Source organism: Mycobacterium sp., assembly GCF_025933915.1.
Taxonomy (GTDB): Bacteria; Actinomycetota; Actinomycetes; order Mycobacteriales; family Mycobacteriaceae; genus Mycobacterium.
Window position 1 is genome coordinate 26,155 of record NZ_JAICZA010000019.1, and the last position, 20,907, is coordinate 47,061.

Annotated in this window: 20 protein-coding genes; 13 read left to right on the forward strand and 7 right to left on the reverse strand. The window is 68.7% G+C overall.

Annotation, left to right across the window (positions count from 1 at the left end; translation table 11 throughout):
* Positions 1-33: 33 nt before the first annotated feature.
* A complete protein-coding gene (gene metK, locus Q0W90_RS05000; protein ID WP_297773449.1) occupies positions 34-1,245 on the forward strand; it encodes a methionine adenosyltransferase in 1,212 nt (403 codons plus the stop codon).
* Between the two features lie 43 nt (positions 1,246-1,288).
* On the opposite strand, the gene Q0W90_RS05005 is transcribed toward metK, so the two are convergent.
* Genes Q0W90_RS05005 through Q0W90_RS05015 form a run of 3 tightly spaced genes read right to left on the reverse strand, consistent with a single transcriptional unit; the run spans position 1,289 to position 4,735 of the window.
* Entirely contained in the window at positions 1,289-1,855 is a 567-nt protein-coding gene (locus tag Q0W90_RS05005) for a pyridoxamine 5'-phosphate oxidase family protein (RefSeq protein WP_297773451.1), read from the reverse strand.
* Positions 1,856-1,871: 16 nt separating this feature from the next.
* A complete protein-coding gene (locus Q0W90_RS05010; RefSeq protein WP_297601195.1) occupies positions 1,872-3,350 on the reverse strand; it encodes an NAD(P)/FAD-dependent oxidoreductase in 1,479 nt (492 codons plus the stop codon).
* Positions 3,347-4,735: a cytochrome P450 gene (locus Q0W90_RS05015; protein ID WP_297773453.1), complete on the reverse strand. Its 1,389-nt coding sequence runs from the start codon at positions 4,733-4,735 to the stop codon at positions 3,347-3,349. The genes Q0W90_RS05010 and Q0W90_RS05015 overlap by 4 nt, the downstream gene beginning before the upstream one ends.
* Positions 4,736-4,811: 76 nt before the next feature.
* Between Q0W90_RS05015 and Q0W90_RS05020 the strand changes: the two genes are divergently transcribed.
* Entirely contained in the window at positions 4,812-5,834 is a 1,023-nt protein-coding gene (locus Q0W90_RS05020) for an AraC family transcriptional regulator (protein WP_297601189.1), read from the forward strand.
* Positions 5,835-5,836: 2 nt separating this feature from the next.
* On the opposite strand, the gene Q0W90_RS05025 is transcribed toward Q0W90_RS05020, so the two are convergent.
* Positions 5,837-6,811, reverse strand: a complete 975-nt coding sequence (locus Q0W90_RS05025; RefSeq protein ID WP_297773455.1) for an alpha/beta hydrolase — start codon at positions 6,809-6,811, stop codon at positions 5,837-5,839.
* Here Q0W90_RS05025 and Q0W90_RS05030 point away from each other — a divergent pair.
* The 3 genes from Q0W90_RS05030 (at position 6,810) to Q0W90_RS05040 (ending at position 10,287) form a co-directional block, all read left to right on the forward strand.
* On the forward strand, positions 6,810-7,580 hold the full coding sequence (locus Q0W90_RS05030; protein WP_297773457.1) for a lysoplasmalogenase: 771 nt from the start codon (positions 6,810-6,812) through the stop codon (positions 7,578-7,580). The two genes, Q0W90_RS05025 and Q0W90_RS05030, sit on opposite strands and share 2 nt — an antisense overlap.
* Before the next feature lie 80 nt (positions 7,581-7,660).
* Positions 7,661-9,673: a primosomal protein N' gene (locus Q0W90_RS05035; RefSeq protein ID WP_297773459.1), complete on the forward strand. Its 2,013-nt coding sequence runs from the start codon at positions 7,661-7,663 to the stop codon at positions 9,671-9,673.
* 128 nt (positions 9,674-9,801) lie between these two features.
* Positions 9,802-10,287: a MarR family transcriptional regulator gene (locus Q0W90_RS05040; RefSeq protein ID WP_297699240.1), complete on the forward strand. Its 486-nt coding sequence runs from the start codon at positions 9,802-9,804 to the stop codon at positions 10,285-10,287.
* Between the two features lie 20 nt (positions 10,288-10,307).
* Here Q0W90_RS05040 and Q0W90_RS05045 read toward each other — a convergent pair whose 3' ends face one another.
* On the reverse strand, positions 10,308-11,135 hold the full coding sequence (locus Q0W90_RS05045) for a methyltransferase domain-containing protein (protein ID WP_297773462.1): 828 nt from the start codon (positions 11,133-11,135) through the stop codon (positions 10,308-10,310).
* A 183-nt stretch (positions 11,136-11,318) separates the two neighbouring features.
* Here Q0W90_RS05045 and fmt point away from each other — a divergent pair, with 183 nt between their 5' ends.
* From fmt to ribD, 4 genes are all read left to right on the forward strand, one after another.
* A complete protein-coding gene (gene fmt, locus Q0W90_RS05050; RefSeq protein ID WP_297773464.1) occupies positions 11,319-12,266 on the forward strand; it encodes a methionyl-tRNA formyltransferase in 948 nt (315 codons plus the stop codon).
* On the forward strand, positions 12,263-13,738 hold the full coding sequence (locus Q0W90_RS05055; RefSeq protein WP_297773466.1) for a transcription antitermination factor NusB: 1,476 nt from the start codon (positions 12,263-12,265) through the stop codon (positions 13,736-13,738). The genes fmt and Q0W90_RS05055 overlap by 4 nt, the downstream gene beginning before the upstream one ends.
* Positions 13,739-13,803: 65 nt before the next feature.
* Positions 13,804-14,502, forward strand: coding sequence for a ribulose-phosphate 3-epimerase (gene rpe / locus Q0W90_RS05060; protein ID WP_297601217.1), 699 nt, complete (start codon positions 13,804-13,806; stop codon positions 14,500-14,502).
* Positions 14,499-15,524 (forward strand): bifunctional diaminohydroxyphosphoribosylaminopyrimidine deaminase/5-amino-6-(5-phosphoribosylamino)uracil reductase RibD, encoded by a 1,026-nt coding sequence (gene ribD, locus Q0W90_RS05065; RefSeq protein ID WP_297699231.1) that lies wholly within the window; start codon positions 14,499-14,501, stop codon positions 15,522-15,524. The genes rpe and ribD overlap by 4 nt, the downstream gene beginning before the upstream one ends.
* Before the next feature lie 8 nt (positions 15,525-15,532).
* Here ribD and Q0W90_RS05070 read toward each other — a convergent pair whose 3' ends face one another.
* Positions 15,533-17,089: an MFS transporter gene (locus Q0W90_RS05070; protein ID WP_297601212.1), complete on the reverse strand. Its 1,557-nt coding sequence runs from the start codon at positions 17,087-17,089 to the stop codon at positions 15,533-15,535.
* On the reverse strand, positions 17,086-17,802 hold the full coding sequence (locus Q0W90_RS05075) for an LppX_LprAFG lipoprotein (protein WP_297601209.1): 717 nt from the start codon (positions 17,800-17,802) through the stop codon (positions 17,086-17,088). The genes Q0W90_RS05070 and Q0W90_RS05075 overlap by 4 nt, the downstream gene beginning before the upstream one ends.
* A 109-nt stretch (positions 17,803-17,911) precedes the next feature.
* Between Q0W90_RS05075 and Q0W90_RS05080 the strand changes: the two genes are divergently transcribed.
* From Q0W90_RS05080 to Q0W90_RS05095, 4 genes are all read left to right on the forward strand, one after another.
* A complete protein-coding gene (locus Q0W90_RS05080; protein ID WP_297601206.1) occupies positions 17,912-18,511 on the forward strand; it encodes a riboflavin synthase in 600 nt (199 codons plus the stop codon).
* A 122-nt stretch (positions 18,512-18,633) separates the two neighbouring features.
* A complete protein-coding gene (locus tag Q0W90_RS05085) occupies positions 18,634-19,911 on the forward strand; it encodes a bifunctional 3,4-dihydroxy-2-butanone-4-phosphate synthase/GTP cyclohydrolase II (protein ID WP_297699229.1) in 1,278 nt (425 codons plus the stop codon).
* Between the two features lie 34 nt (positions 19,912-19,945).
* A complete protein-coding gene (ribH, locus tag Q0W90_RS05090; protein WP_297596229.1) occupies positions 19,946-20,428 on the forward strand; it encodes a 6,7-dimethyl-8-ribityllumazine synthase in 483 nt (160 codons plus the stop codon).
* A 2-nt stretch (positions 20,429-20,430) separates the two neighbouring features.
* Positions 20,431-20,895 carry a PH domain-containing protein gene (locus Q0W90_RS05095; protein ID WP_297699242.1) on the forward strand — a complete coding sequence of 155 codons (465 nt, stop codon included), beginning with the start codon at positions 20,431-20,433 and terminating at the stop codon, positions 20,893-20,895.
* Positions 20,896-20,907: the final 12 nt, after the last annotated feature.

Genomic DNA, 20,907 nt, shown 5'->3' on the forward strand with positions numbered 1-20,907 from the left:
AATTCGGTTGACTAACTATTTGGAAGGATTGGCATGAGCGAAAAGGGTCGCCTGTTTACCAGTGAGTCGGTGACTGAGGGGCATCCCGACAAAATCTGTGACGCGATCAGCGACTCGGTCCTCGACGCGCTGCTGGCGCAGGACCCCCGCTCACGTGTCGCGGTCGAGACGTTGGTGACCACCGGGCAGGTGCACGTGGTCGGCGAGGTGACGACAACGGCCAAAGATGCGTTCGCCGACATCGCCAACACGGTCCGCGCCCGGATCCTCGACATCGGCTACGACTCGTCGGACAAGGGCTTCGACGGGACGTCCTGCGGGGTGAACATCGGCATCGGCGCGCAGTCGCCCGACATCGCCCAGGGCGTCGACACCGCCCACGAGACCCGCGTCGAGGGCGCGGCCGACCCGCTGGACGCCCAGGGCGCCGGCGATCAGGGCCTGATGTTCGGCTACGCGATCAACGACACCCCCGAGCGGATGCCGCTGCCCATCGCGCTGGCCCACCGCCTGTCGCGCCGGCTGACCGAGGTACGCAAGAACGGCGTGCTGCCCTACCTGCGCCCGGACGGCAAGACGCAGGTCACCATCGAATTCGAGGATGACGTCCCGGTCCGGCTGGACACCGTGGTGATCTCCACCCAGCACGCGGCCGACATCGACCTGGAGAACACCCTGACCCCCGACATCCGGGAAAAGGTGCTCAACACCGTGCTCAACGACCTGGCGCACGACACGTTGGACACCTCCTCGACGCGGCTGCTGGTCAACCCGACCGGCAAGTTCGTCGTCGGCGGGCCGATGGGCGACGCGGGGTTGACCGGCCGCAAGATCATCGTCGACACCTACGGCGGATGGGCGCGGCACGGCGGCGGGGCGTTCTCCGGCAAGGATCCGTCCAAGGTGGACCGCTCGGCGGCGTACGCGATGCGCTGGGTGGCAAAGAACATCGTCGCCGCCGGGCTGGCGGAGCGGGTCGAGGTGCAGGTGGCCTACGCCATCGGTAAGGCCGCGCCGGTCGGCCTGTTCATCGAGACCTTCGGCACCGCGACTGTCGACCCGGTCAAGATCGAGAAGATTGTTCCGGAGGTGTTCGACCTGCGTCCCGGCGCGATCATCCGCGACCTGGACCTGCTGCGGCCGATCTACGCGCAGACCGCCGCCTACGGGCACTTCGGCCGCACCGACGTCGAACTGCCCTGGGAGCAGCTGAATATGGTCGACGACCTCAAGCGCGCCATCTAGGCACCTCGCGAGCGAACGTGACTGCAGTGTCACGTTCGGCAGGTCACCGCCGCGGCGCCGGATGGTCGGAATCCAGCGCGGGCAGCCCGTCGATGCTGCGCCGGTTGCGGCTGATAAGCCGCGCATAGGCCGCATCGGTCGCCTGGTTGTGATGCGCGTCGAGTACCGGGCGTTCGTCGACCAGCTCGTAGTAGGGCACCGCGAATCCGCAGGCGTCGGCGATTCGCTCCACATCGACCACGATGACGGCGCGGACGCCCGCATGTTGATCGCCGAAATGCCCTATGAGATCGGCGAATTCGGCGGCGTCGGGCCGAATGACCCGCCCGGTTCCGAACAGGCGCAGGATCCGCGAGCTGCGCGTGAACGAGCAGAACATGACGGTGATCCGGCCGTTGTCGCGCAGATGGGCGATCGTCTCGACACCGCTGCCGAACAGATCCAGGTAGGCCACGGTGCGATCGTCGAGCACCGCGAACGTGTCGCAATATCCCTTGGGGGACAGGTTGATTCGCCCTCCCTCGGAGGGGGCGGTGGCGACGAAGAAAACGGCCTGTTCGGCGATGAAGTCGCGCAGCGACGCGTCGATACCGGGAAATTCCTTCGCCACCCGTGCAGCGTAGCCGCTAACCGGTGAAGCGGTAGTCGTCCAAATCGAATCGCCGGCTGCGCCAGTAGGCCTCCAGCGTCGTCGAGGGGCGCAGCGGCACGTCGCCGTTCTTGTCGAAGTAATAGCTGTTGGCCAGCCGGCAACTGTCCTGCCAGAAGACCTGACGATGCCGCTTGCGCATCATCTCGGCGAAGTACCGGTCGTTGGCCTCCTTGGTGACCTCGACCCGCGTGGCACGCTCGCGGCGGGCCTGCTTCAGACACCGCACGATGTGGTGGGTCTGGGTCTCGATCAGTGCGAAATACGACGAGCCCACATAGCCATACGGGCCCATCACGCTGAACAGATTGGGGAATTTGGGCACGCTGACACCCTCATAGGCCTGTAGCCGGTGTTCGTCCCAGAACCTGCTCAGCGTCGTGCCGTTGCTGCCGGTGATCGCAAAGGTCGGCAAGCTGTCGGTGTCCATCACTTTGAATCCCGTTGCCAACAGCAGCACGTCGACCTCGTGGTCGGTGCCGTCGGTGGTGGCCACCGCTGCGGGCGTGATCTTGTCGATCGGTTCGGTGACCAGTCGCACATTGTCGCGGTTGAAGGTGGCCAGATAGGTGTTGTGGAAGCCAGGCCGTTTGCAGCCGACGGCGTAGTGCGGGGTGAGTTGCTCGCGCACCGTGGCGTCGTGGACCTGCTGACGCAGATAGGAAAGCCCGGCCGACTTCATCCTCTTGGCCATCGGGAACACCGTGAAGTATTGCGCCGCGATCGGGAAGGTCAGCTCGACGAAGGCCTGGCTGAGCAGCCGCTGGGCGACTTTGCCGCCCGGAATGTGCATCGCCCAGCGCACCGGCGCGGGCAGCGGTACGTCCAGCTTCGGGAAGCACCAAATCGGGGTGCGCTGAAATACCGTGAGTTGGGCGACGATTGGGGCGATTTCGGGGATGACCTGCACCGCCGAGGCGCCGGTGCCGATCACGGCGACGCGCTTGCCCGCCAAGTCCTGGGTGTGATCCCACCGGGCGGTGTGCATGGTGATGCCGGCGAAGGAGTCCACGCCGTCGATGTCGGGCAGATTCGGCACGGTAAGCACGCCGCTGGCGCTGATCAAGAACCTGGCGGTGACTTCGCCGCCGGGGTCGGTCTGCACCCGCCACAAGGAATGCTCGTCGTCGAACTCGGCTGAGAGCACTTTGGTGTTGAACCGGATCCGCGATCGGATGCCGTACTTGTCGACGCAGTGTTCGGCGTAGGCCTTCAGTTCGCGGCCCGGGGCGTAGGTTCGCGACCAGCGCGGGCTCTGCTCGAATGAGAACTGGTAGGAAAACGACGGAATGTCCACGGCGATACCGGGATAGGTGTTCCAATGCCAGGTGCCGCCGACGCCGTCGGCGGCTTCGATCACCAGGTAATCGGGCAGTCCGGCCTTGTCGAGCTTGATCGCGGCGCCGATCCCGGCGAATCCGGCGCCGACGATCAGCGTGTGGTGGTCGGGGTTCATTTGCGCCGCTTTCCGATCATGTGTATCCCGTTCTTCGGTCGTAGGGTCAGCGTTGCCTCGAGTTCGACAGGATGGCCGGGCGCGAGGTCAAAGGTAAAGCGCTGACTCATGATCGCCGCCATCAGCACCATCTCCATCAGGGCGAAGCTCTGTCCGATGCAGATGCGCCGGCCGCCGCCAAAGGGCAGGTATGCCGAGCGTGGACGGTCTTTGTCCGGCGGGCAGAACCGGCCGGGATCGAAGGTCTCCGGGTTCGGCCACCAGCGCGGGTCGTGGTGAATGTGGTGGATCGGGATGAGAACGGTGGTGCCGCGGCGGATGTGATGGCCCTCGATGACATCGTGTTCGATGGCCCGCCGCGCGAGGATCCACACCGCCGAGAAGTAACGCTGCGATTCCTGCAGGCATGCGGTGGTCCACGGCAGCCTGGCGAGGTCGTCGGCGGCGGGACGGCAGGGGCCCAGCGCGTCGTCGATTTCGTCAAGCATTCGGTCGCGCGCCGCGGTGTGCTGCGCCATCAGATACCAGAACCACGACATGGCATTGGCGGTGGTTTCGTGGCCGGCGAGCATGAATGTCAGCGCCTCGTCGCGGATCCGCTGTCGTGGCCACCGTCCATCGTCGGCGCGTAGCAACACGTTGAGCAGGTCGGCGGAGTCGGTCGGGTGCGCCAGTCGGTGATCGATCACCGCGTTGACGGCACGGTCCAGGGTGAGCGTGATGTCCTGTATGTCGCGCAACGGCGGCGGCATGCGGACGCCGGAGAACGCCAGCCAGTGCAGCGCGTCGTAAACCGGCCGCGGCATGAGGCCCCACAAGCCGAGGCGCTGCAGCCGCTCGGCATGCCGCAGCCCGCGTGTCGCCAGGTCGTTCATGCTTTCGATCAGTGGGCCGAAGTCCTGGCTGAACAGGGAATTGGCGACCACGCGCAGCGTGGCCTCGACCATCGTCTGGTGGATGTCGAATCGAGTCCCGGTCGGCAGTGTGTCGGTGACGGCCGTGATCGGATCGATGATCAGGTCGACGATGCCGCTCAGGTGGCGCCGGGCAAAGGTCGGGTTCAGCGGGCCGCGGTGCGCGGCCCAGGAATCACCCTCGTCGGTGAGCAGGTTGATACCCGCCGTGGCCCGGATGGGCTCGTACTCGTTGGATTTGACGTATTTCAGGCGGGCCTCGTGCAGCACGTGATCGACGTAATCGGGGTGACTGAGTGAGACGAAACGCCTACCGGCGCAGCGAAATCGAGTGATGTCGGTGCCGCATATGCGGCTCATGAATCCGTCGCCCACATCGAATCCGACAGTGAGGGCCTCGCGCGTCATTGTCCAGGAGCTCAGGCGTGTGGCGGGTCCCGTCAGGGCCCGCTCAGCGGTGAGGGGCGCCATGACTCCAACTGTAGGGGTGACGCGCGCGCCGAGTAATGAGATTATCGGACACAGAGTTGGGAATTTAGGACAGGTGATGGCACGTCCTGCGTCAACGTTGAGTCATCCGGTGCATGCGACCCGGGTGCTGTGCGAGGTGGCCAGGGAGCGCGGGGTGCCCACGAGCGACGTGTTGGCGGGCACCGCGATCGACCCGGCCGATCTCGACAAGCCGGACACGATGGTCAGCGCGGGCGACGAGATCCTGGCGGTGCGCCAGCTGCTGGCCCGGCTTCCGGGCCACAGCGGCCTCGGCGTGGATGTGGGCAGCCGGTCCACGCTTACCCACTTGGGATTGTTCGGATTTGCGGTGATGTCATGTGGCACCCTTCGGGAATTGTTTTCCATCGCGATGCGCTATTTCGCGCTGACCACCATGCACATCCATCTCACACTGTTCGAAACCGCGGAGGACTGCGTCATCGAGCTCGACGCCGACCACCTGCCCGCCGATGTGCGGGGATTCTTCATCGAACGTGATATCGCCGGAATCATCACGACTACAACGGCTTTCGCATTAGCGGTGACCGAAAAGTATGCCGATCAGGTATCGACGGAATTGGCGGTCGATGAGGAACTGCTGCGGCCGCTGCTCGAGCTCGTACCGGTTCACGACGTCGCGTTCGGCCGGGCGCACAACAGGTTGCACTTCCCGCGCGCGATGTTCGACGAGCCGCTACCGCAGGCCGACCGCCACACGTTGGAAATGTGCATGGCGCAGTGCGACGTGCTGATGCAGAACAGTGAGCGCCGCCTGGGCATCACCGCGTTGGTACGCAGCAAGCTGTTCCGCGATTCCGGTTTGTTCCCAACGCTTCCCGATGTTGCGGAGGAGCTCGACATCCATCCGCGAACGTTGCGCCGGCGGCTCGCCGAGGAAGGAACGTCGTTTCGGGCATTGTTGAACGAAGCGCGATCCACCATGGCCGTGGACCTGTTGCGCAATGTCGGGCTGACCGTGGAGGAGGTGTCCACCCGGCTGGGCTACACCGAAGTCTCGACGTTTTCGCATGCGTTCAAACGCTGGTGTGGCGTAGCGCCCAGCGCGTTTTCACGCTGAGCCTACGGGTGCAGGGCTTTCTTCAACGCGGCCAGCCCGCGCTCGAGCGCCGCGGTGGCCGCGGGCACCACACCGGCATAGCCCAGGTAGCCGTGCACCAGCGTCTCGGCGTTGTGCACGTCGGCGGCGACCCCGGCGGCCGCCAGCAGTTCGCCGTATCGGAGGCCGTCGTCGCGCAGCGGGTCGTACCCGGCGACGCCGATGTAGGCCGGCGCCAGGTTGCTCAGGTCTTTCGCGCGCCCCGGCGCCATGTCCGACGGTGGGTCGGACAGATCGACTTCGCCCGCATACCAGCGGGAGAACTCGGCGACGGCCTTGACGTCGAGAATCGGCGCGGTGGCGTTTTCGGCGAAGGACGGTAGCGAGGCGTCCCACATGGTCGACGGGTACCACAACAACTGGAACGTCAAGGCCGGTCCGCCGCTATCGCGCGCCCGCTGCGCCACCGCGGCGGCGATGGTGCCGCCCGCTGAATCCCCGGCCACGGCGATCCGGCCCGGGTCGGCCCGGAGGTCGGCGGCGTTCTCGGCGGCCCAAAGCGTTGCGGCCCAACCGTCTTCGACGGCGCCGGGGTAGGGGTGCTCGGGGGCCAGCCGGTAGTCGACGGACACCACGATCGCGTCGGCGCCGACGGCATGCTGACGGGCCGTGCCGTCGTGCGTGTCGAGGTCGCCGATGACGAAGCCGCCGCCGTGGAAGTACAGCACGACGGGCGCCGCGGGGCTGCCCGGGTGACCGTCGGAATGATTTGGTGGCCAATAAATCCGGACCGCGATCGAACCCGCGGGGCCCGCAATCGTGCGGTCCTCGACCCGCAGCTCGGGATGCAGTGGCCTGCGCGGCAGGTCGCGGAACCGCTGCCGCGCCGCGTCGATCCCGTCCTCGGTGGATAGCCGGAAGGGAACCGCATCCAGTACCTTCTGCAGGATGGGGTCGATCGCGGGTTTCTCGTCGGCTGTGTTATCCAAGCTGGGCATGGACGTACCGTACGCACCTCGTCTGGTGGCGGGCGCCTGGGTGGTGGCCGGCTGGGCGGCCCTCGGCTACGGCATCTACCTGACCGTGCTGGCGCTGCGCTCCCCGCCGGGTATGGAGCTGACCGGGCACTGGGTGCTGCAGCCGGCGTTCAAGGCGTCGATGGCGTTCCTGCTGATGCTGGCCGCGGCGGGGCACGGGCACGTTCGGGAGCGGCGGTGGCTGATGCTGGCGCTGCTGTTGTCGGCCATCGGCGACTGGGTGCTCGCGATCCCGTGGTGGACGCTGTCTTTCGTGGTCGGTTTGGCGGCATTCTTGTTGGCGCACTTGTGTTTTATCGCCGCCCTGCTGCCGCTGGTTCCGCCGTTCTCGCTGTCGTCGCACGGCGAGCGGCCGTCGACGCTGCGCATCGCCGCGGTGGTCCTGATGTGTCTGTCCTCGATCGCGCTGCTGGTGTGGTTCTGGCCGCACCTGGGCCCGGACCAGCTGACCCTTCCGGTGACGGTCTACCTCGTGGTGCTGACCGCCATGGTGTGCACGGCGCTGCTGGCGAAACTGCCGACGATCTGGACGGCGGTGGGGGCGCTGTGTTTCGCGGCCTCGGACTCGATGATCGCCATCAGCCGCTTCATCCTGGGCAACGAGGCGCTGGCGGTGCCGATCTGGTGGTCGTATGCGGCCGCCCAGATCCTGATCACGGCCGGGTTCTTCTTCGGCCGCGAGTCCTTCGCCGAGGACACCCGGGACGCTCCGGCCCCCGCTGAAGGCTGATTTGTCGCATGCTCCCGGTACGCTGCGGGCCGGACGGTAACAACATTGGATAGCAGCATGATTCGCGGCCCGAGGGCGTCGTGAGCCCCAGCGGGCGCATACCGGTCGAGGTGGAACCCATCGCCCGGGTGCTGCCGATGCTGTCGGTACCGCACCTGGACCGCGAGTTCGACTACCTGGTGTCGGCCGACCAGTCCGACGACGCCCAGCCCGGGGTCCGGGTCCGGGTGCGCTTCCACGGCCGGCTGGTCGACGGGTTCGTGCTGGAGCGCCGCAATGACACCGACCACCCCGGCAAGCTGGGCTGGCTCGAACGCGTCGTGTCGGCCGAACCGGTCCTCACCCCGGAAATCCGCCGGCTGGTCGACGCGGTGGCTGCGCATTACGCGGGCACCCGCCCCGACGTGTTGCGTCTGGCCGTGCCGGCTCGCCACGCCCGGGTCGAGCGGGAACCCGTCGTGAGCCGAGAGCCGCCGGGCCCGGCGCTGCCGGCGCCCGTCGACCCGTCGGGCTGGGACGTTTACGACCGGGGCGCTCAGTTCCTCGCCGCCCTGGCCGAGTCGCGCGCCGCCCGGGCGGTGTGGCAGACGCTGCCGGGCGAGCCGTGGACCGAGCGATTCGCCGAGGCCGCCGCCCAGACGGTGCGGGCCGGCCGGTCGGTGCTGGCGATCGTTCCCGATCAGCGTGACCTGGACGCCCTGTGGCGGGCCGTGACGATGCGGATCGACGAGGGCAGCGTGGTCGCCCTGTCGGCCGGGCTGGGGCCGGCCGCCCGCTACCGGCGCTGGCTGGCGGCGCTGCGCGGCACCGCGCGGCTGGTGATCGGCACGCGCAGCGCGGTGTTCGCGCCGATGAGCGATTTGGGTCTGGTGATGGTGTGGGCCGACGCCGACGACAGCCTGGCCGAGCCGCGGGCCCCGTACCCGCACGCCCGCGAGGTGGCGATGCTGCGCGCGCATCAGGCCCGGTGCGCGGCGTTGATCGGCGGCTACGCGCGAACCGCCGAAGCCCACGCGTTGGTGCGCGGCGGATGGGCGCATGACATCGTCGCGGCACGGCCCGTGGTGCGCGCCCGGACCCCGCGGGTGATTGCGCTCGACGACAGCGGCTACGCCGACGAGCGCGACCCGGCGGCACGCACGGCACGCATTCCCTCGATCGCGCTGCGCGCTGCCCGCTCGGCGCTGCAGGCCGGGGCGCCGGTGCTGGTGCAGGTGCCGCGACGCGGGTACGTCCCGTCGCTGGCGTGCGCGCGCTGCCGCGCCATCGCCCGTTGCCGGCACTGCACGGGTCCGCTGTCGTTGCAGGAGGGGGGCGCGGCGCTGCTCTGCCGCTGGTGCGGGCGGACCGACCCGACGCGACGGTGCGCGCGCTGCGGGTCGGATGCGGTGCGCGCCGTCGTCGTCGGGGCCCGCCGCACCGCCGAAGAGCTGGGCCGCGCGTTTCCGGGCACGACGGTGATCACTTCGTCGGGCGACGGTGTCGTGCCCGAGGTCGCGCCCGGCCCCGCCGTGGTGGTCGCCACCCCGGGAGCCGAGCCGGACGCCTCCGGTGGCTATGGGGCGGCGCTGCTGTTGGACACGTGGGCGCTGCTGGGCCGGCAAGATCTGCGTGCCGGGGAGGACGCGCTGTGGCGCTGGATGAGCGCCGCCGCGCTAGTCCGTGCCCGCGGTGACGGCGGCGTGGTGCTGGTGGTCGCCGAATCATCGCTTGCCACGGTGCAATCGCTGATCCGCTGGGATCCGGTGGGGCACGCGGAATCCGAACTGACCGCCCGAACCGAAGTCGGGTTGCCGCCCAGTGTGCACATCGCGGCCATCGATGGAACGCCCGCCGCCGTGACCGCGCTGCTCGAGGAGGCCGGGCTGTCCGACCTCGACGCCGACCTGCTCGGGCCGGTGGACCTTCCGGCCGGTGCGCGACGTCCGGCGGGAACCCCCGCCGGTGCACCGGTGACCAGAATGCTGGTGCGGGTTCCCCGCCGACAGGGCCTGGCGCTCGCAGCGGCGCTGCGGCGCGGCGTCGCTGTGCTCAGCGCCCGGCAAACCCACGAGCCCGCCCGGGTGCAGATCGACCCGTTGCACGTCGGATAACCTTCACAAACTATTACCCTAGGCGACAGTATGCGCATGCAATATTCTCTGTTTACGACATTAGAAGGTTGCTACACTTTCTATTCCTTAGCCGCCGAGAGGCCGGAAACCATCCGGGGAGGGGCGATATGACCGCGGACAACACGACCGTTGACGAGTCATTGGATGTCATCACCGATGCATTGCTGACGGCCTCCCGTTTGCTGATAGCCATCTCGGCCCGCTCCATCGGGCAGGTCGACGAGACCATCACCATCGCGCAGTTCCGGACGCTGGTGATCCTGTCCAATCGCGGCCCGGTCAACCTGGCGACCCTCGCGGGTCTGCTGGGGGTGCAGCCGTCGGCCACCGGCCGGATGGTGGACCGATTGGTTGCCGCCGGACTGATTGACCGCCTGCCGCACCCGACCTCGCGGCGTGAGCTGCTCGCCGCGCTGACCACGCGCGGCCGCGACGTCGTCCGCCAGGTCACCGCGCACCGGCGCACCGAGATCGCGGCCATCGTCGCGAAGATGCCGCCGCCGGAGCGCCACGGGCTGGTGCGGGCGCTGACGGCGTTCACCGCGGCCGGCGGCGAGCCCGATGTGCACCTGGACGCCGAGCTCGATCTGTAGCCGGCTCGCGACCATCGGGATTACGCGCTGCGCTTTGTCGCGGTGACCAGCAGGTACTCCCAGCCCATGGTGCCGTCGGCGAGGTGGTGCTGCGCGAGTTCGATGAGTTGGGCGTCGAGCTCGGCGGCCAGCACCCGGTTGTGGCCGATGTTCGCGTAGGCCTCGATCGTGGGGCCGTAGTGCTTTTTGAAGTAGGTGTGCACAGCCTCGGCGCCGCCGAAGCGGTTCACCGCCAACATGTCACGCGCCGTGGTGATCTCGCTGATGCGCTCACCGAGCAGCGCGGTGACATAGTCCGGGCGCCCCCACAGCGCCGCCGGCGGCACGGGGTGCGACAGGCTCGGCCGGTAGGGCCGGATGGTGGCCAGCATCCGGCCGAAGAAGCCTTCCGGGGTCCAGCTGATCACGCCGATCGTCCCGCCCGGCCGGCAGACGCGGACCAGCTCGTGGGCGGCGCGCCGCTGGTCGGGTGCGAACTGCACGCCGATCGCGGACATGACGACGTCGAATTCGCCGTCGCTGAACGGCAGCGCGTGCGCATTGGCTTCCCGGTAATCGATCCTCAAGCCCTGGGCGGCGGCCCGGTCCCGTGAGCGGAGGAGCAGCTCCGGCGTGAGGTCGGTGGAGACGACGGCGGCGCCGGTGGCGGCGGCCGGCAGCGAGATATTGCCCGAGCCGGCGGCGACATCGAGGACCCGGACGCCGGGCCCGACGCCGGTGGCCTCGACGAGGGCGGGGCCCAGCGGGGCCATCACTTCCTCGGCCATCAGGGCGTAGTCGCCCAGCGCCCAAACCGTGCGATGTGTGGCGGCGACGCTGGCGTCGCTGACGGTGGAGTCGAGGGTCATCAGACCTCCTTGGGGGAAGGGAAGGGTCGTGTCTCGACGTCGTCGTCGACCTGAAACGGCAGTGTGATGAGGCCGCTGAATAATGGCTCCCAGAAATAGTAGCCATGAGCAATAGTGTACGCACGCAAATCCGGTCACCTCGGGCGGGTCCGGTCGGCGTCCGGCGCTTCCTAGACTGAGCCGGTGCGCATCGTCTTCGCCGGTACCCCCGAGCCCGCGCTGCCCGCATTGCGCCGCCTCATCGACTCACCCCGCCACGAGGTGACCGCGGTGCTGACCCGGCCCGACGCGGCCGCCGGACGGCGCGGCAAGCCGGAGCCGTCGCCGGTGGCCCGCGAAGCGCTCGATCGCGGCATCCCGGTGTTGCGGCCGTCGCGGCCGAACTCGGAGGAATTCGTCGCGGAACTGTCGCGGTTGGCGCCGGACTGCTGCGCGGTCGTGGCTTACGGCGCGCTGCTGCGCGACGACCTGCTCGCGGTGCCCCCGCGGGGCTGGATCAACCTGCATTTCTCGCTGCTGCCGGCCTGGCGCGGCGCGGCGCCGGTCCAAGCGGCCATCGCCGCGGGGGACACCATCACCGGGGCCTCGACGTTCCAGATCGAGCCGAGCCTGGACTCGGGCCCGATCTACGGAGTGGTGACCGAGACGATCCGCCCCACCGATACCGCCGGGGAACTGCTTGAGCGACTGGCTATTTCGGGTGCGGTACTGTTGTCGACCACGTTGGACGGCATCGCGGACTCGACGTTGACGCCGCGTCCCCAACCGGTCGAAGGGGTCAGCGTCGCGCCGAAGATCACCGTCGAGCAGGCGCGGGTGCGCTGGGACTTGCCGGCCCTCGTGGTGGAGCGCCGCATTCGGTCGGTCACGCCCAACCCCGGCGCCTGGACGGTGATCGGCGACCTGCGCATCAAGCTCGGGCCGGTGGACGCCGGCAACGCGTCCGGGATGGCCGCTCCGCCAGAACCGTTGCCGCCCGGGGCTATGCACGTCGACCGCAAAGCCGTCTGGGTCGGCACCGGCTCCGACCCTGTTCGGCTGGGCCAAATCCAGCCGCCCGGAAAGAGATTCATGAATGCGATCGACTGGGTGCGTGGTGCCCGGCTCGATCCCGCGGTGCGGGCGACATGAGCGCCGGTGGTGACAGGCCGCAGCGCGGCCGGCCTGACCGCAAGCCGGCGCGGCCGCAGCAGCGCGACCGCCGTCCGCTCCAGCGGGATCGCCGGCCTTCCCAGCCCAAACAGCGCCGGCCGCTCGACCCGGCCCGGGCCGCCGCGTTCGACGTGCTCCGGGCGGTCAGCGAGCGCGACGCGTACGCGAACCTGGCCCTGCCTGCGTTGCTGCGCGAACGCGGAATCACCGGCCGCGACGCCGCATTCGCCACCGAGCTGACCTACGGCACCTGCCGTAGCCGAGGCCTGCTGGATGCGGTCATCGGCGCGGCCGCGGGACGCTCGCCGGAAGCCATCGATCCCGTGCTGCTCGACCTGCTGCGCCTCGGCGCGTACCAGCTGCTCCGCACCCGGGTGGACGCGCACGCCGCGGTGTCCACCACCGTCGAACAGGCTGGCATCGAATTCGACTCGGCGCGAGCGGGTTTCGTGAACGGGGTGCTGCGCACCATTTCCGGGCGCGACGAGAAGTCCTGGGTCGAGGAGCTGGCCCCGGACCCGGCGCGGGATCCGATCGGGCATGGCGCGTTCGTGCACGCCCATCCCCGGTGGATCGCCCAGGCCTTCGCCGACGCGCTGGGAGCGGCCGCGGGTGAACTCGACGCGGTGCTGGCCAGCGATGACGAGCGGCCACAGGTGCATCTGGCCGTGCGCGCCGGCGCGCTGACCGCCGCCGAACTGGCGGATGCGGTGGGCGGCACCGTCGGCCGCTATTCGCCGTACGCGGTGTACCTGTCGGGCGGCGATCCCGGCCGCCTGGCGCCGGTACGCGACGGTGTCGCACTGGTCCAGGACGAGGGCAGCCAACTGGTGGCCCGGGCGCTGACGCTGGCCCCGGTCGAGGGCGACGCCGGACACTGGCTGGACCTGTGCGCCGGACCGGGTGGGAAGACGGCGCTACTGGCCTCGCTGGGCATGCAGCAGCACCCGGATTCCGGGTTTCGGCTCACGGCGGTGGAGCCGGCCCCGCGCCGCGCCGATTTGGTGGCCGAGAACACCCGCGGGCTGCCCGTCGACGTGCTGCGGGTCGACGGCCGGCACACCGACCTCGAGCCGACGTTCGACCGGGTGCTCGTCGACGTGCCCTGCACCGGGCTGGGGGCGCTGCGCCGTCGGCCCGAGGCCCGGTGGCGGCGCCAACCGGCCGACGTGCCGATGCTCACCAAGCTGCAACGCGAGTTGCTCGGCGCCGCGATCGCGCTGACCCGACCCGGCGGCGTGGTGCTCTACGCCACCTGCTCACCGCACCTGGCCGAAACGGTCGGGGTGGTCGCCGACGCGCTGCGCCGCCATCCCGTCAGTGCGCTGGACACCCGCCCGTTGTTCGAGCCCGTCACCGACTTGGGCGACGGGCCCCATGTGCAGCTGTGGCCACACCGCCACGGCACCGACGCCATGTTCGCTGTGGCGCTGCGCCGCGAAGCAGGGTAGCGCCGCGAAGCGGGGTAGCGCCGCCAGATGTGAACCATGCCGCGCGGCTCAGTAGTCTGGCGCTCATGCCTGTCAACACGGGATCATCGAAGGGGCCCCTGATCGCACCGTCGATCCTTTCCGCTGACTTCTCCCGGCTCGCCGACGAAGCCGCCGCCGTGACCGGCGCCGACTGGCTGCACGTCGACGTGATGGACAACCACTTCGTCCCCAACCTGACTTTCGGGCTGCCGGTGGTGGAGAGCCTGCTGGCGGCCACCACCATCCCGATGGACTGCCATCTGATGATCGAGGACCCTGACCGCTGGGCGCCGCCCTACGCCGAAGCGGGGGCCTACAACGTCACCTTCCACGCTGAGGCCACCCAGAATCCGACCGGCGTGGCCCGCGACATCCGTGCCGCCGGCGCCAAAGCGGGGATCAGCGTGAAGCCGGGAACGCCACTCGAGCCGTACCTGGAAATCCTGCCGCAGTTCGACACCCTGCTCATCATGTCGGTGGAGCCCGGATTCGGCGGCCAGAGCTTCATTCCCGAAGTCCTGAGCAAGGTGCGTACCGCGCGCAAGCTCATCGACGCGGGGGAGTTGACGATCCTGGTCGAAATCGACGGCGGGATCAACGCGGACACCATCGAGCAGGCCGCCGAAGCCGGCGTCGATTGCTTCGTCGCCGGCTCGGCCGTGTACGGCGCTGCTGATCCGGAGGCCGCGATCGACGCGTTGCGGCGGCAGGCCGCCAGCGCGTCGGCGCACCTGCGTCGATGACCGTTTCGGCGGGTGAGCGCCTTGATGCCGCGATGCGCTTGGCGATCGAGCAGTCCAATCTCGTCAAGGGCACGACGTATCCGAATCCGCCGGTGGGTGCGGTCATCCTGGACGCCGGCGGGGAGGTGGTCGGCGTCGGGGCCACCGAACCGGCCGGCGGCGACCACGCCGAGATCCTGGCGCTGCGGCGCGCCGGTGACCTGGCGGCGGGTGGGACGGTCGTGGTCACCCTCGAGCCGTGCAACCACTACGGCAAAACCCCGCCGTGCGTGAACGCGTTGCTGAACGCGCAGGTGGGCACGGTGGTGTACGCGGTCGCCGACCCGAACCCGGAGGCCGCCGGGGGCGCGGCCCGGCTGAAGGAAGCGGGCGTCGCGGTGCGCTCCGGTGTGCTGGCGGACGAGGTGTCCGGCGGGCCGCTGCGGGAGTGGCTGCACAAGCAGCGGACCGGGCTGCCGCATCTGACGTGGAAATACGCCAGCAGCGTCGATGGCCGCAGCGCGGCCGCCGACGGCTCCAGCCAGTGGATTTCCAGCGAGGCCGCCCGGCTGGATCTGCATCGCCGCCGCGCGGCGTGCGACGCGATCGTGGTGGGCACCGGCACGGCGCTGGCCGACGACCCGGCGCTGACCGCCCGGCTGCCCGACGGCTCCCTGGCCGAGCGGCAACCACTGCGAGTGGTCGTGGGGATGCGGGAAATACCTTCAGACGCAAGGGTTCTCAACGACGATTCGCGGACCATGCTGATCCGGACGCACGACCCCATGGAGGTGCTCAAGGCGGTTTCGGACCGCACCGACGTGCTGCTGGAGGGCGGCCCGACCCTGGCGGGCGCCTTCCTGCGGGCCGGGGCGGTGAACCGGATCCTGGCCTACGTCGCGCCGACCCTGTTGGGCGGCCCGGTCACCGCGGTGGACGACGTCGGAGTGCCGACGATCGCGCGGGCGTTGCGCTGGCAGTTCGACGGAATCGATCGGGTGGGCCCCGACGTGGTGCTCAGCCTGGTGCCGCGCAGCGGTTAGCAGCGCGCCTAGCGCTCGCTCAGCGAGACCGCTTGCGGCTCAGGGATTTCCGGTTCCTCGGCCTGTTCTTTGCGGCCGCCGATCAGCAGGCCGAGCAGCGCCCCCACCACACAGATGCCGACGGTGGCCGCGAAGATGTCGCCGTACATCATGGCGAAGGCCTTGAGGTACATCGTTCCCTGGGCGGCGATGCGCTCCAACAGGGTGGCGTTCGGCGGAATCGCGGCCGTCAGGCCCGCGACGATCTGGTTGAACCGGTACAGGCCCCACGCGCTGAGCGCGGCCACACCGATCAGCATGCCCGTCATCCGGGCCACCACCACGGCCGCCGAGGCGATGCCGTGTTGCGCCGACGGGACAACACGCAGCGCGGCCGAGGTCAGCGGCCCGATCACCAGCCCGAGGCCGAAACCCGCCACCAACAGGTCGGCGTGCAGCGCGGGGACGTTCACCAGCCCGAGAATGTTGTGTTTCTGGTCCATCACGTCCTGGCGCCAGTAGTGGATCAGCCAGTAACCGTATGCCGCGATGAGCAACCCGACGACGGTCACCGCACGGTCGCCGACGAGGGTGGCGATCCACCCGCCCAGCACCGCCCCGATGGGCAGGGCGATCAGGAACCACAGCAACAGCCCGGCGGCCTGTGCCTGGGTCTGTCCCAGCACTCCCTGGCCGAACAGCTCGACGTCGACCAAGGTCACCATCAGTGCCGCGCCCGCGCACAACGATGCGCCCAGCGCGGCCAGGAACGGCCGGAAGCGCACGCCGGCCGGTTCGATCAGCCGGGTCCGGGAGAAGCGCTCCCACAGCAGGAACAGCACCGCGACCACGACCGCGCCGATCACCAGCGGCAACCCGTAGCTCGGCAGGATCTGCTTGCCGTCGGGTTCCGGGTTGTACAGGCCGATCACCGCAAGGCCCAGCGCGACCGCCAGCAGTACACCACCGACCAGGTCGACCTTCTCGGGCGTTTCGGTCCGTTCGTGCGACGGCAGGCTGAACTGGATCATCACCATGGCGATGACGGTCAGCGGGACGTTGATCCAGAACACGTAGCGCCAGTCGTGGAACAAGAAGACGATGAAGATCCCGTACAGCGGGCCCAGCACGCTGCCGAGCTCCTGGGCGGCGCCGATACCGCCGAGCACACCGGCGCGGTTGCGCTGGGCCCACAGATCGGCGCCCAGGGCGAGGGTGACCGGCAGCAGCGCGCCACTGGCCACACCCTGGATGGTGCGGCCACCGACCAGCAGGTGGAAATCGCCCCAATGACCGGCCAGCGCGGTGACCACCGAACCGACCATGAACAGCGCCAGGCTGACCTGCAGCACCAGCTTGCGGCCGAACCGGTCGGAAGCCCGTCCCAGCAACGGCATGGCGGCGATGTAGCCCAGCAGGTACATCGTGATGATCCAGGTGATGCGCTGCAGCTGGTTGATCGGGATGTGAACGTCGGTCATGATGTCGCGCATGATCGTCACGACGACATAGGCGTCCAGGGCGCCCAGGAGTACCGCCAGACTGCCCGCGCTGATCGCGACGCGGCGCCCGGTTGGTGTGGTCACGAGCTCACCGGGGGCTTGCTGACCTGAACCTGCTCGCCCCACTTGGACAGGGTGATCTCGGCGGAATTGCCCGAACTCTTCTGCAGATTGGCCCGGACCAGCTTGTGGTCACCGGTCTCCTGAATCCACACCGTGCTCGGCACCGGCTGGGTCGCGTTGAATTGCGGCACGATCTTGTTCACCGCGTCGGCCGAGACGTTCCCGCTGACCCGGATGGTGCTCTGCCCGTCGATGGTGTCGCGGCCCTCGGCCTTGGCGTTGCTGAAGTTCGCCAGCGCGTTGCCCAGCCCGCTGTCCGGGTTCAGCAGCACCGAGACGTCGTAGATGTCGGACGCCTTGCCGAAATCACTCCACTTGTTCGGGGTGAGGGTGGCGTAGAGGATTGCGTCGACGACCACGAAGTTGACGTCGATGTCGGACCCGCCCAGGGTGATCGTGGCGTTACCCGATGCGGCGGTGGCCGGCGCCGTGGTGAGGTCACCGTTCAGCGTCTTGATGGGGAGCCCGGGGATCTTGCCCTGAATGCTCAGCGCGATGTGCGCGCTCTTCACATTCTTGGTGGCGTCGGCCGACTGCTTGACCAAGGTCGTGGCGTCGGGGAGCGGTGCGCCGCTCTGCTTCGAGCCGGACGAGCAGCCGGCGATCAAGGCGGTGGCGAGGGTCAGGGATGCGAAAACGGCCGATACACGGCGGCGGGTCTGCATACTCTGCATCGTAGAGGGTGCCGGTGACCCCCCTGATGAACGCGGGGGCCCGGTGTGGTCGATACCACGGTGTTTGCCCTGCTCATCCGCCTGCGTGCGGGCCAATTAGCCTTAGGGGATGTTTACCGGAATTGTCGAGGAACTCGGCGAGGTGACGGGTCGCGACGTCCTTTCCGACGCGGCGCGGTTGACCATTCGCGGGGCCGTCGTGACCGCCGACGCGGGCCATGGCGATTCGATCGCCGTCAACGGCGTGTGCCTGACCGTCGCCGAGCTGCTGCCCGGCGGCCACTTCACCGCCGACGTGATGGGCGAAACGCTGAACCGGTCCAACTTGGGCGAACTGCAGGTCGGCAGCCGGGTGAACTTGGAGCGCGCCGCGGCCGTCAACAGCCGCCTGGGCGGGCACATCGTGCAGGGCCACGTCGACGGGACCGGGCAGATCGTGGCGCGTACACCGTCCGAACACTGGGAGGTGGTGCGCATCGAGATCCCCGCGGAGGTGGCCCGCTATGTCGTCGAGAAGGGGTCGATCACCGTCGACGGGATTTCGCTGACGGTATCCGGGCTGGGCAGCGACCCGCGCGACTGGTTCGAGGTCTCGCTGATTCCCACCACCCGCGAGCTGACCACCTTGGGCCACGCCCCGGTCGGAACGCAGGTGAACCTCGAAGTCGACGTGATCGCGAAATACGTCGAACGGTTGATGTCCCGCTGATCAAGCCGTCGGGATCACCGGCGTGTCGGCGTGGTTCATACTGAATGCAACACGTAGGGCTTCTCGTGTAGGCCGTTTTGACAGTGTTCCCGCCCGCAAGCGGGGACGGCGAGGTAGCAGAGATGACGAGGTTGGACTCCGTCGAGAGGGCGGTTGCCGACATTGCGGCCGGCAAGGCCGTCATCGTCATCGACGACGAGGACCGTGAGAACGAGGGCGACCTGATCTTCGCCGCCGAGAAGGCGACGCCGGAGATGGTGGCGTTCATGGTGCGCTACACCTCGGGATACCTGTGTGTGCCGCTGGACGGCGCGATCTGCGACCGCCTGGGGTTACTGCCGATGTACGCGGTGAATCAGGACAAGCACGGAACCGCCTACACCGTCACGGTCGACGCTAGAGATGGTGTGGGCACCGGGATTTCGGCTTCGGACCGGGCTACCACGATGCGCTTGCTGGCCAACCCCACCAGCGTCGCCGACGATTTCACCCGCCCCGGTCACGTGGTTCCGTTGCGCGCCAAGGACGGTGGCGTGCTGCGCCGCCCCGGTCACACCGAGGCCGCGGTCGACCTGGCCCGGATGGCCGGCCTGCAGCCGGCGGGCGCGATCTGCGAGATCGTCAGCCAAAAAGACGAAGGCTCGATGGCGCAGACCGACGAGCTGCGGGTCTTCGCCGACGAACACGATCTCGCCATGATCACCATCGCCGACCTGATCGAGTGGCGGCGCAAACACGAGAAGCACATCGCCCGGATCGCCGAGGCCCGGATCCCGACTCGGCACGGCGAATTTCGTGCCATCGGCTACGCCAGCATCTACGAGGAGGTCGAACACGTCGCGCTGGTTCGCGGCGACATCGCCGGGCCGGACTCGGACGGCGACGACGTGCTGGTGCGCGTGCACTCGGAGTGCTTGACCGGTGACGTCTTCGGTTCCCGCCGCTGTGACTGCGGACCCCAGCTGGACGCCGCGATGGCGATGGTCGCCCGCGAGGGGCGCGGCATCGTCCTGTACATGCGCGGCCACGAGGGCCGCGGCATCGGTCTGATGCACAAACTGCAGGCCTATCAGCTGCAGGACGCCGGCGAAGACACCGTCGACGCCAACCTCAAGCTCGGATTGCCCGCCGACGCAAGGGATTACGGAATCGGCGCGCAGATCCTGGTGGACCTCGGGGTGCGCTCGATGCGGTTGCTGACCAACAACCCGGCCAAGCGGGTCGGGCTGGACGGGTACGGCCTGCACATCATCGAACGGGTTCCGCTTCCGGTGCGCGCCAACGCGGAGAACATCCGTTACCTGATGACCAAGCGGGACAAGATGGGTCATGACCTGGTCGGGCTGGACGACTTTCACGAATCCGTCCATCTGCCGGGTGAGTTCGGGGGCGCCTTATGAGCCCCGGGCCCGCTTGCCGGGGAGAGCGGCGCCGATGAGCGGTGGCGCCGGTGTGCCGGAAGTGCCGGCGCTTGACGCTTCTGGAGTGCGGCTCGGCATCGTGGCAAGCACCTGGCACAACGAGATTTGTGACGCGCTGCTGGCCGGCGCCCGCAAAGTCGCCGCCGAGTCGGGTGTCGACAACCCCACGGTGGTCCGCGTGCTCGGCGCCATCGAAATCCCGGTGGTGGCACAGGAGCTCACGCGTAACCACGATGCCGTCGTCGCGTTGGGTGTCGTGATCCGCGGGCAGACACCGCATTTCGAGTACGTCTGTGATGCGGTGACCCAGGGCCTGACCCGGGTTTCGCTGGACGCGTCGACGCCGGTTGCCAACGGGGTGCTGACCACCGACAACGAGGAGCAGGCGCTGGATCGAGCCGGGCTTCCGGCGTCGATCGAGGACAAAGGGGCCCAGGCGGCCGGGGCGGCGCTGTCCGCGGCGCTCACCCTGCGTGAGTTGCGCGCCCGGTCGTGACGTTGTCGGCCGACGGACAGACCTGGGATGCGGTGCTGCGTCCCCATCGCACACCGTTGTTCGCTTACGGCGCAGCGTTTCTCATCGCCGGCGCGCACATCGCGGTGGGGCTGTTGCTCAAGGTGAGGTCCACCGGGGTGGTCTTTCAGACCGCCGACCAGGTGGCGATGGTGGTGCTGGGGCTGGTCATTGCCGGCGCCGTGCTGTTGTTCGCACGCCCCCGGCTGCGGGTCGGGCCCACCGGCGTATCGGTGAGAAACCTGTTGGGGGACAAACTGATCGAATGGCCCGACGTTGTCGGGGTCTCGTTTCCGGTGGGTCACCGCTGGGCGCGGATCGACTTGCCCGACGACGAATACATCCCCGTGATGGCCATCCAGGCCGTCGACAAGGGCCGCGCGGTGGACGCCATGGACACGGTGCGCTCCCTGCTGGCGCGCTATCGTCCGGACCTACAGACCCCCTGAGCGCAACGACGA

Coding starts and splice junctions, on each gene's coding strand:
- metK (WP_297773449.1), top strand. CDS start 34: ATGAGCGAAAAGGGTCGCCTGTTTACCAGTGAGTCGGTGACTGAGGGG.
- Q0W90_RS05010 (WP_297601195.1), bottom strand. CDS start 3,350: ATGAACCCCGACCACCACACGCTGATCGTCGGCGCCGGATTCGCCGGG.
- Q0W90_RS05015 (WP_297773453.1), bottom strand. CDS start 4,735: ATGGCGCCCCTCACCGCTGAGCGGGCCCTGACGGGACCCGCCACACGC.
- Q0W90_RS05020 (WP_297601189.1), top strand. CDS start 4,812: ATGGCACGTCCTGCGTCAACGTTGAGTCATCCGGTGCATGCGACCCGG.
- Q0W90_RS05030 (WP_297773457.1), top strand. CDS start 6,810: ATGGACGTACCGTACGCACCTCGTCTGGTGGCGGGCGCCTGGGTGGTG.
- Q0W90_RS05025 (WP_297773455.1), bottom strand. CDS start 6,811: ATGCCCAGCTTGGATAACACAGCCGACGAGAAACCCGCGATCGACCCC.
- Q0W90_RS05040 (WP_297699240.1), top strand. CDS start 9,802: ATGACCGCGGACAACACGACCGTTGACGAGTCATTGGATGTCATCACC.
- Q0W90_RS05045 (WP_297773462.1), bottom strand. CDS start 11,135: ATGACCCTCGACTCCACCGTCAGCGACGCCAGCGTCGCCGCCACACAT.
- Q0W90_RS05055 (WP_297773466.1), top strand. CDS start 12,263: ATGAGCGCCGGTGGTGACAGGCCGCAGCGCGGCCGGCCTGACCGCAAG.
- rpe (WP_297601217.1), top strand. CDS start 13,804: ATGCCTGTCAACACGGGATCATCGAAGGGGCCCCTGATCGCACCGTCG.
- ribD (WP_297699231.1), top strand. CDS start 14,499: ATGACCGTTTCGGCGGGTGAGCGCCTTGATGCCGCGATGCGCTTGGCG.
- Q0W90_RS05075 (WP_297601209.1), bottom strand. CDS start 17,802: ATGCAGAGTATGCAGACCCGCCGCCGTGTATCGGCCGTTTTCGCATCC.
- Q0W90_RS05080 (WP_297601206.1), top strand. CDS start 17,912: ATGTTTACCGGAATTGTCGAGGAACTCGGCGAGGTGACGGGTCGCGAC.
- Q0W90_RS05085 (WP_297699229.1), top strand. CDS start 18,634: ATGACGAGGTTGGACTCCGTCGAGAGGGCGGTTGCCGACATTGCGGCC.
- ribH (WP_297596229.1), top strand. CDS start 19,946: ATGAGCGGTGGCGCCGGTGTGCCGGAAGTGCCGGCGCTTGACGCTTCT.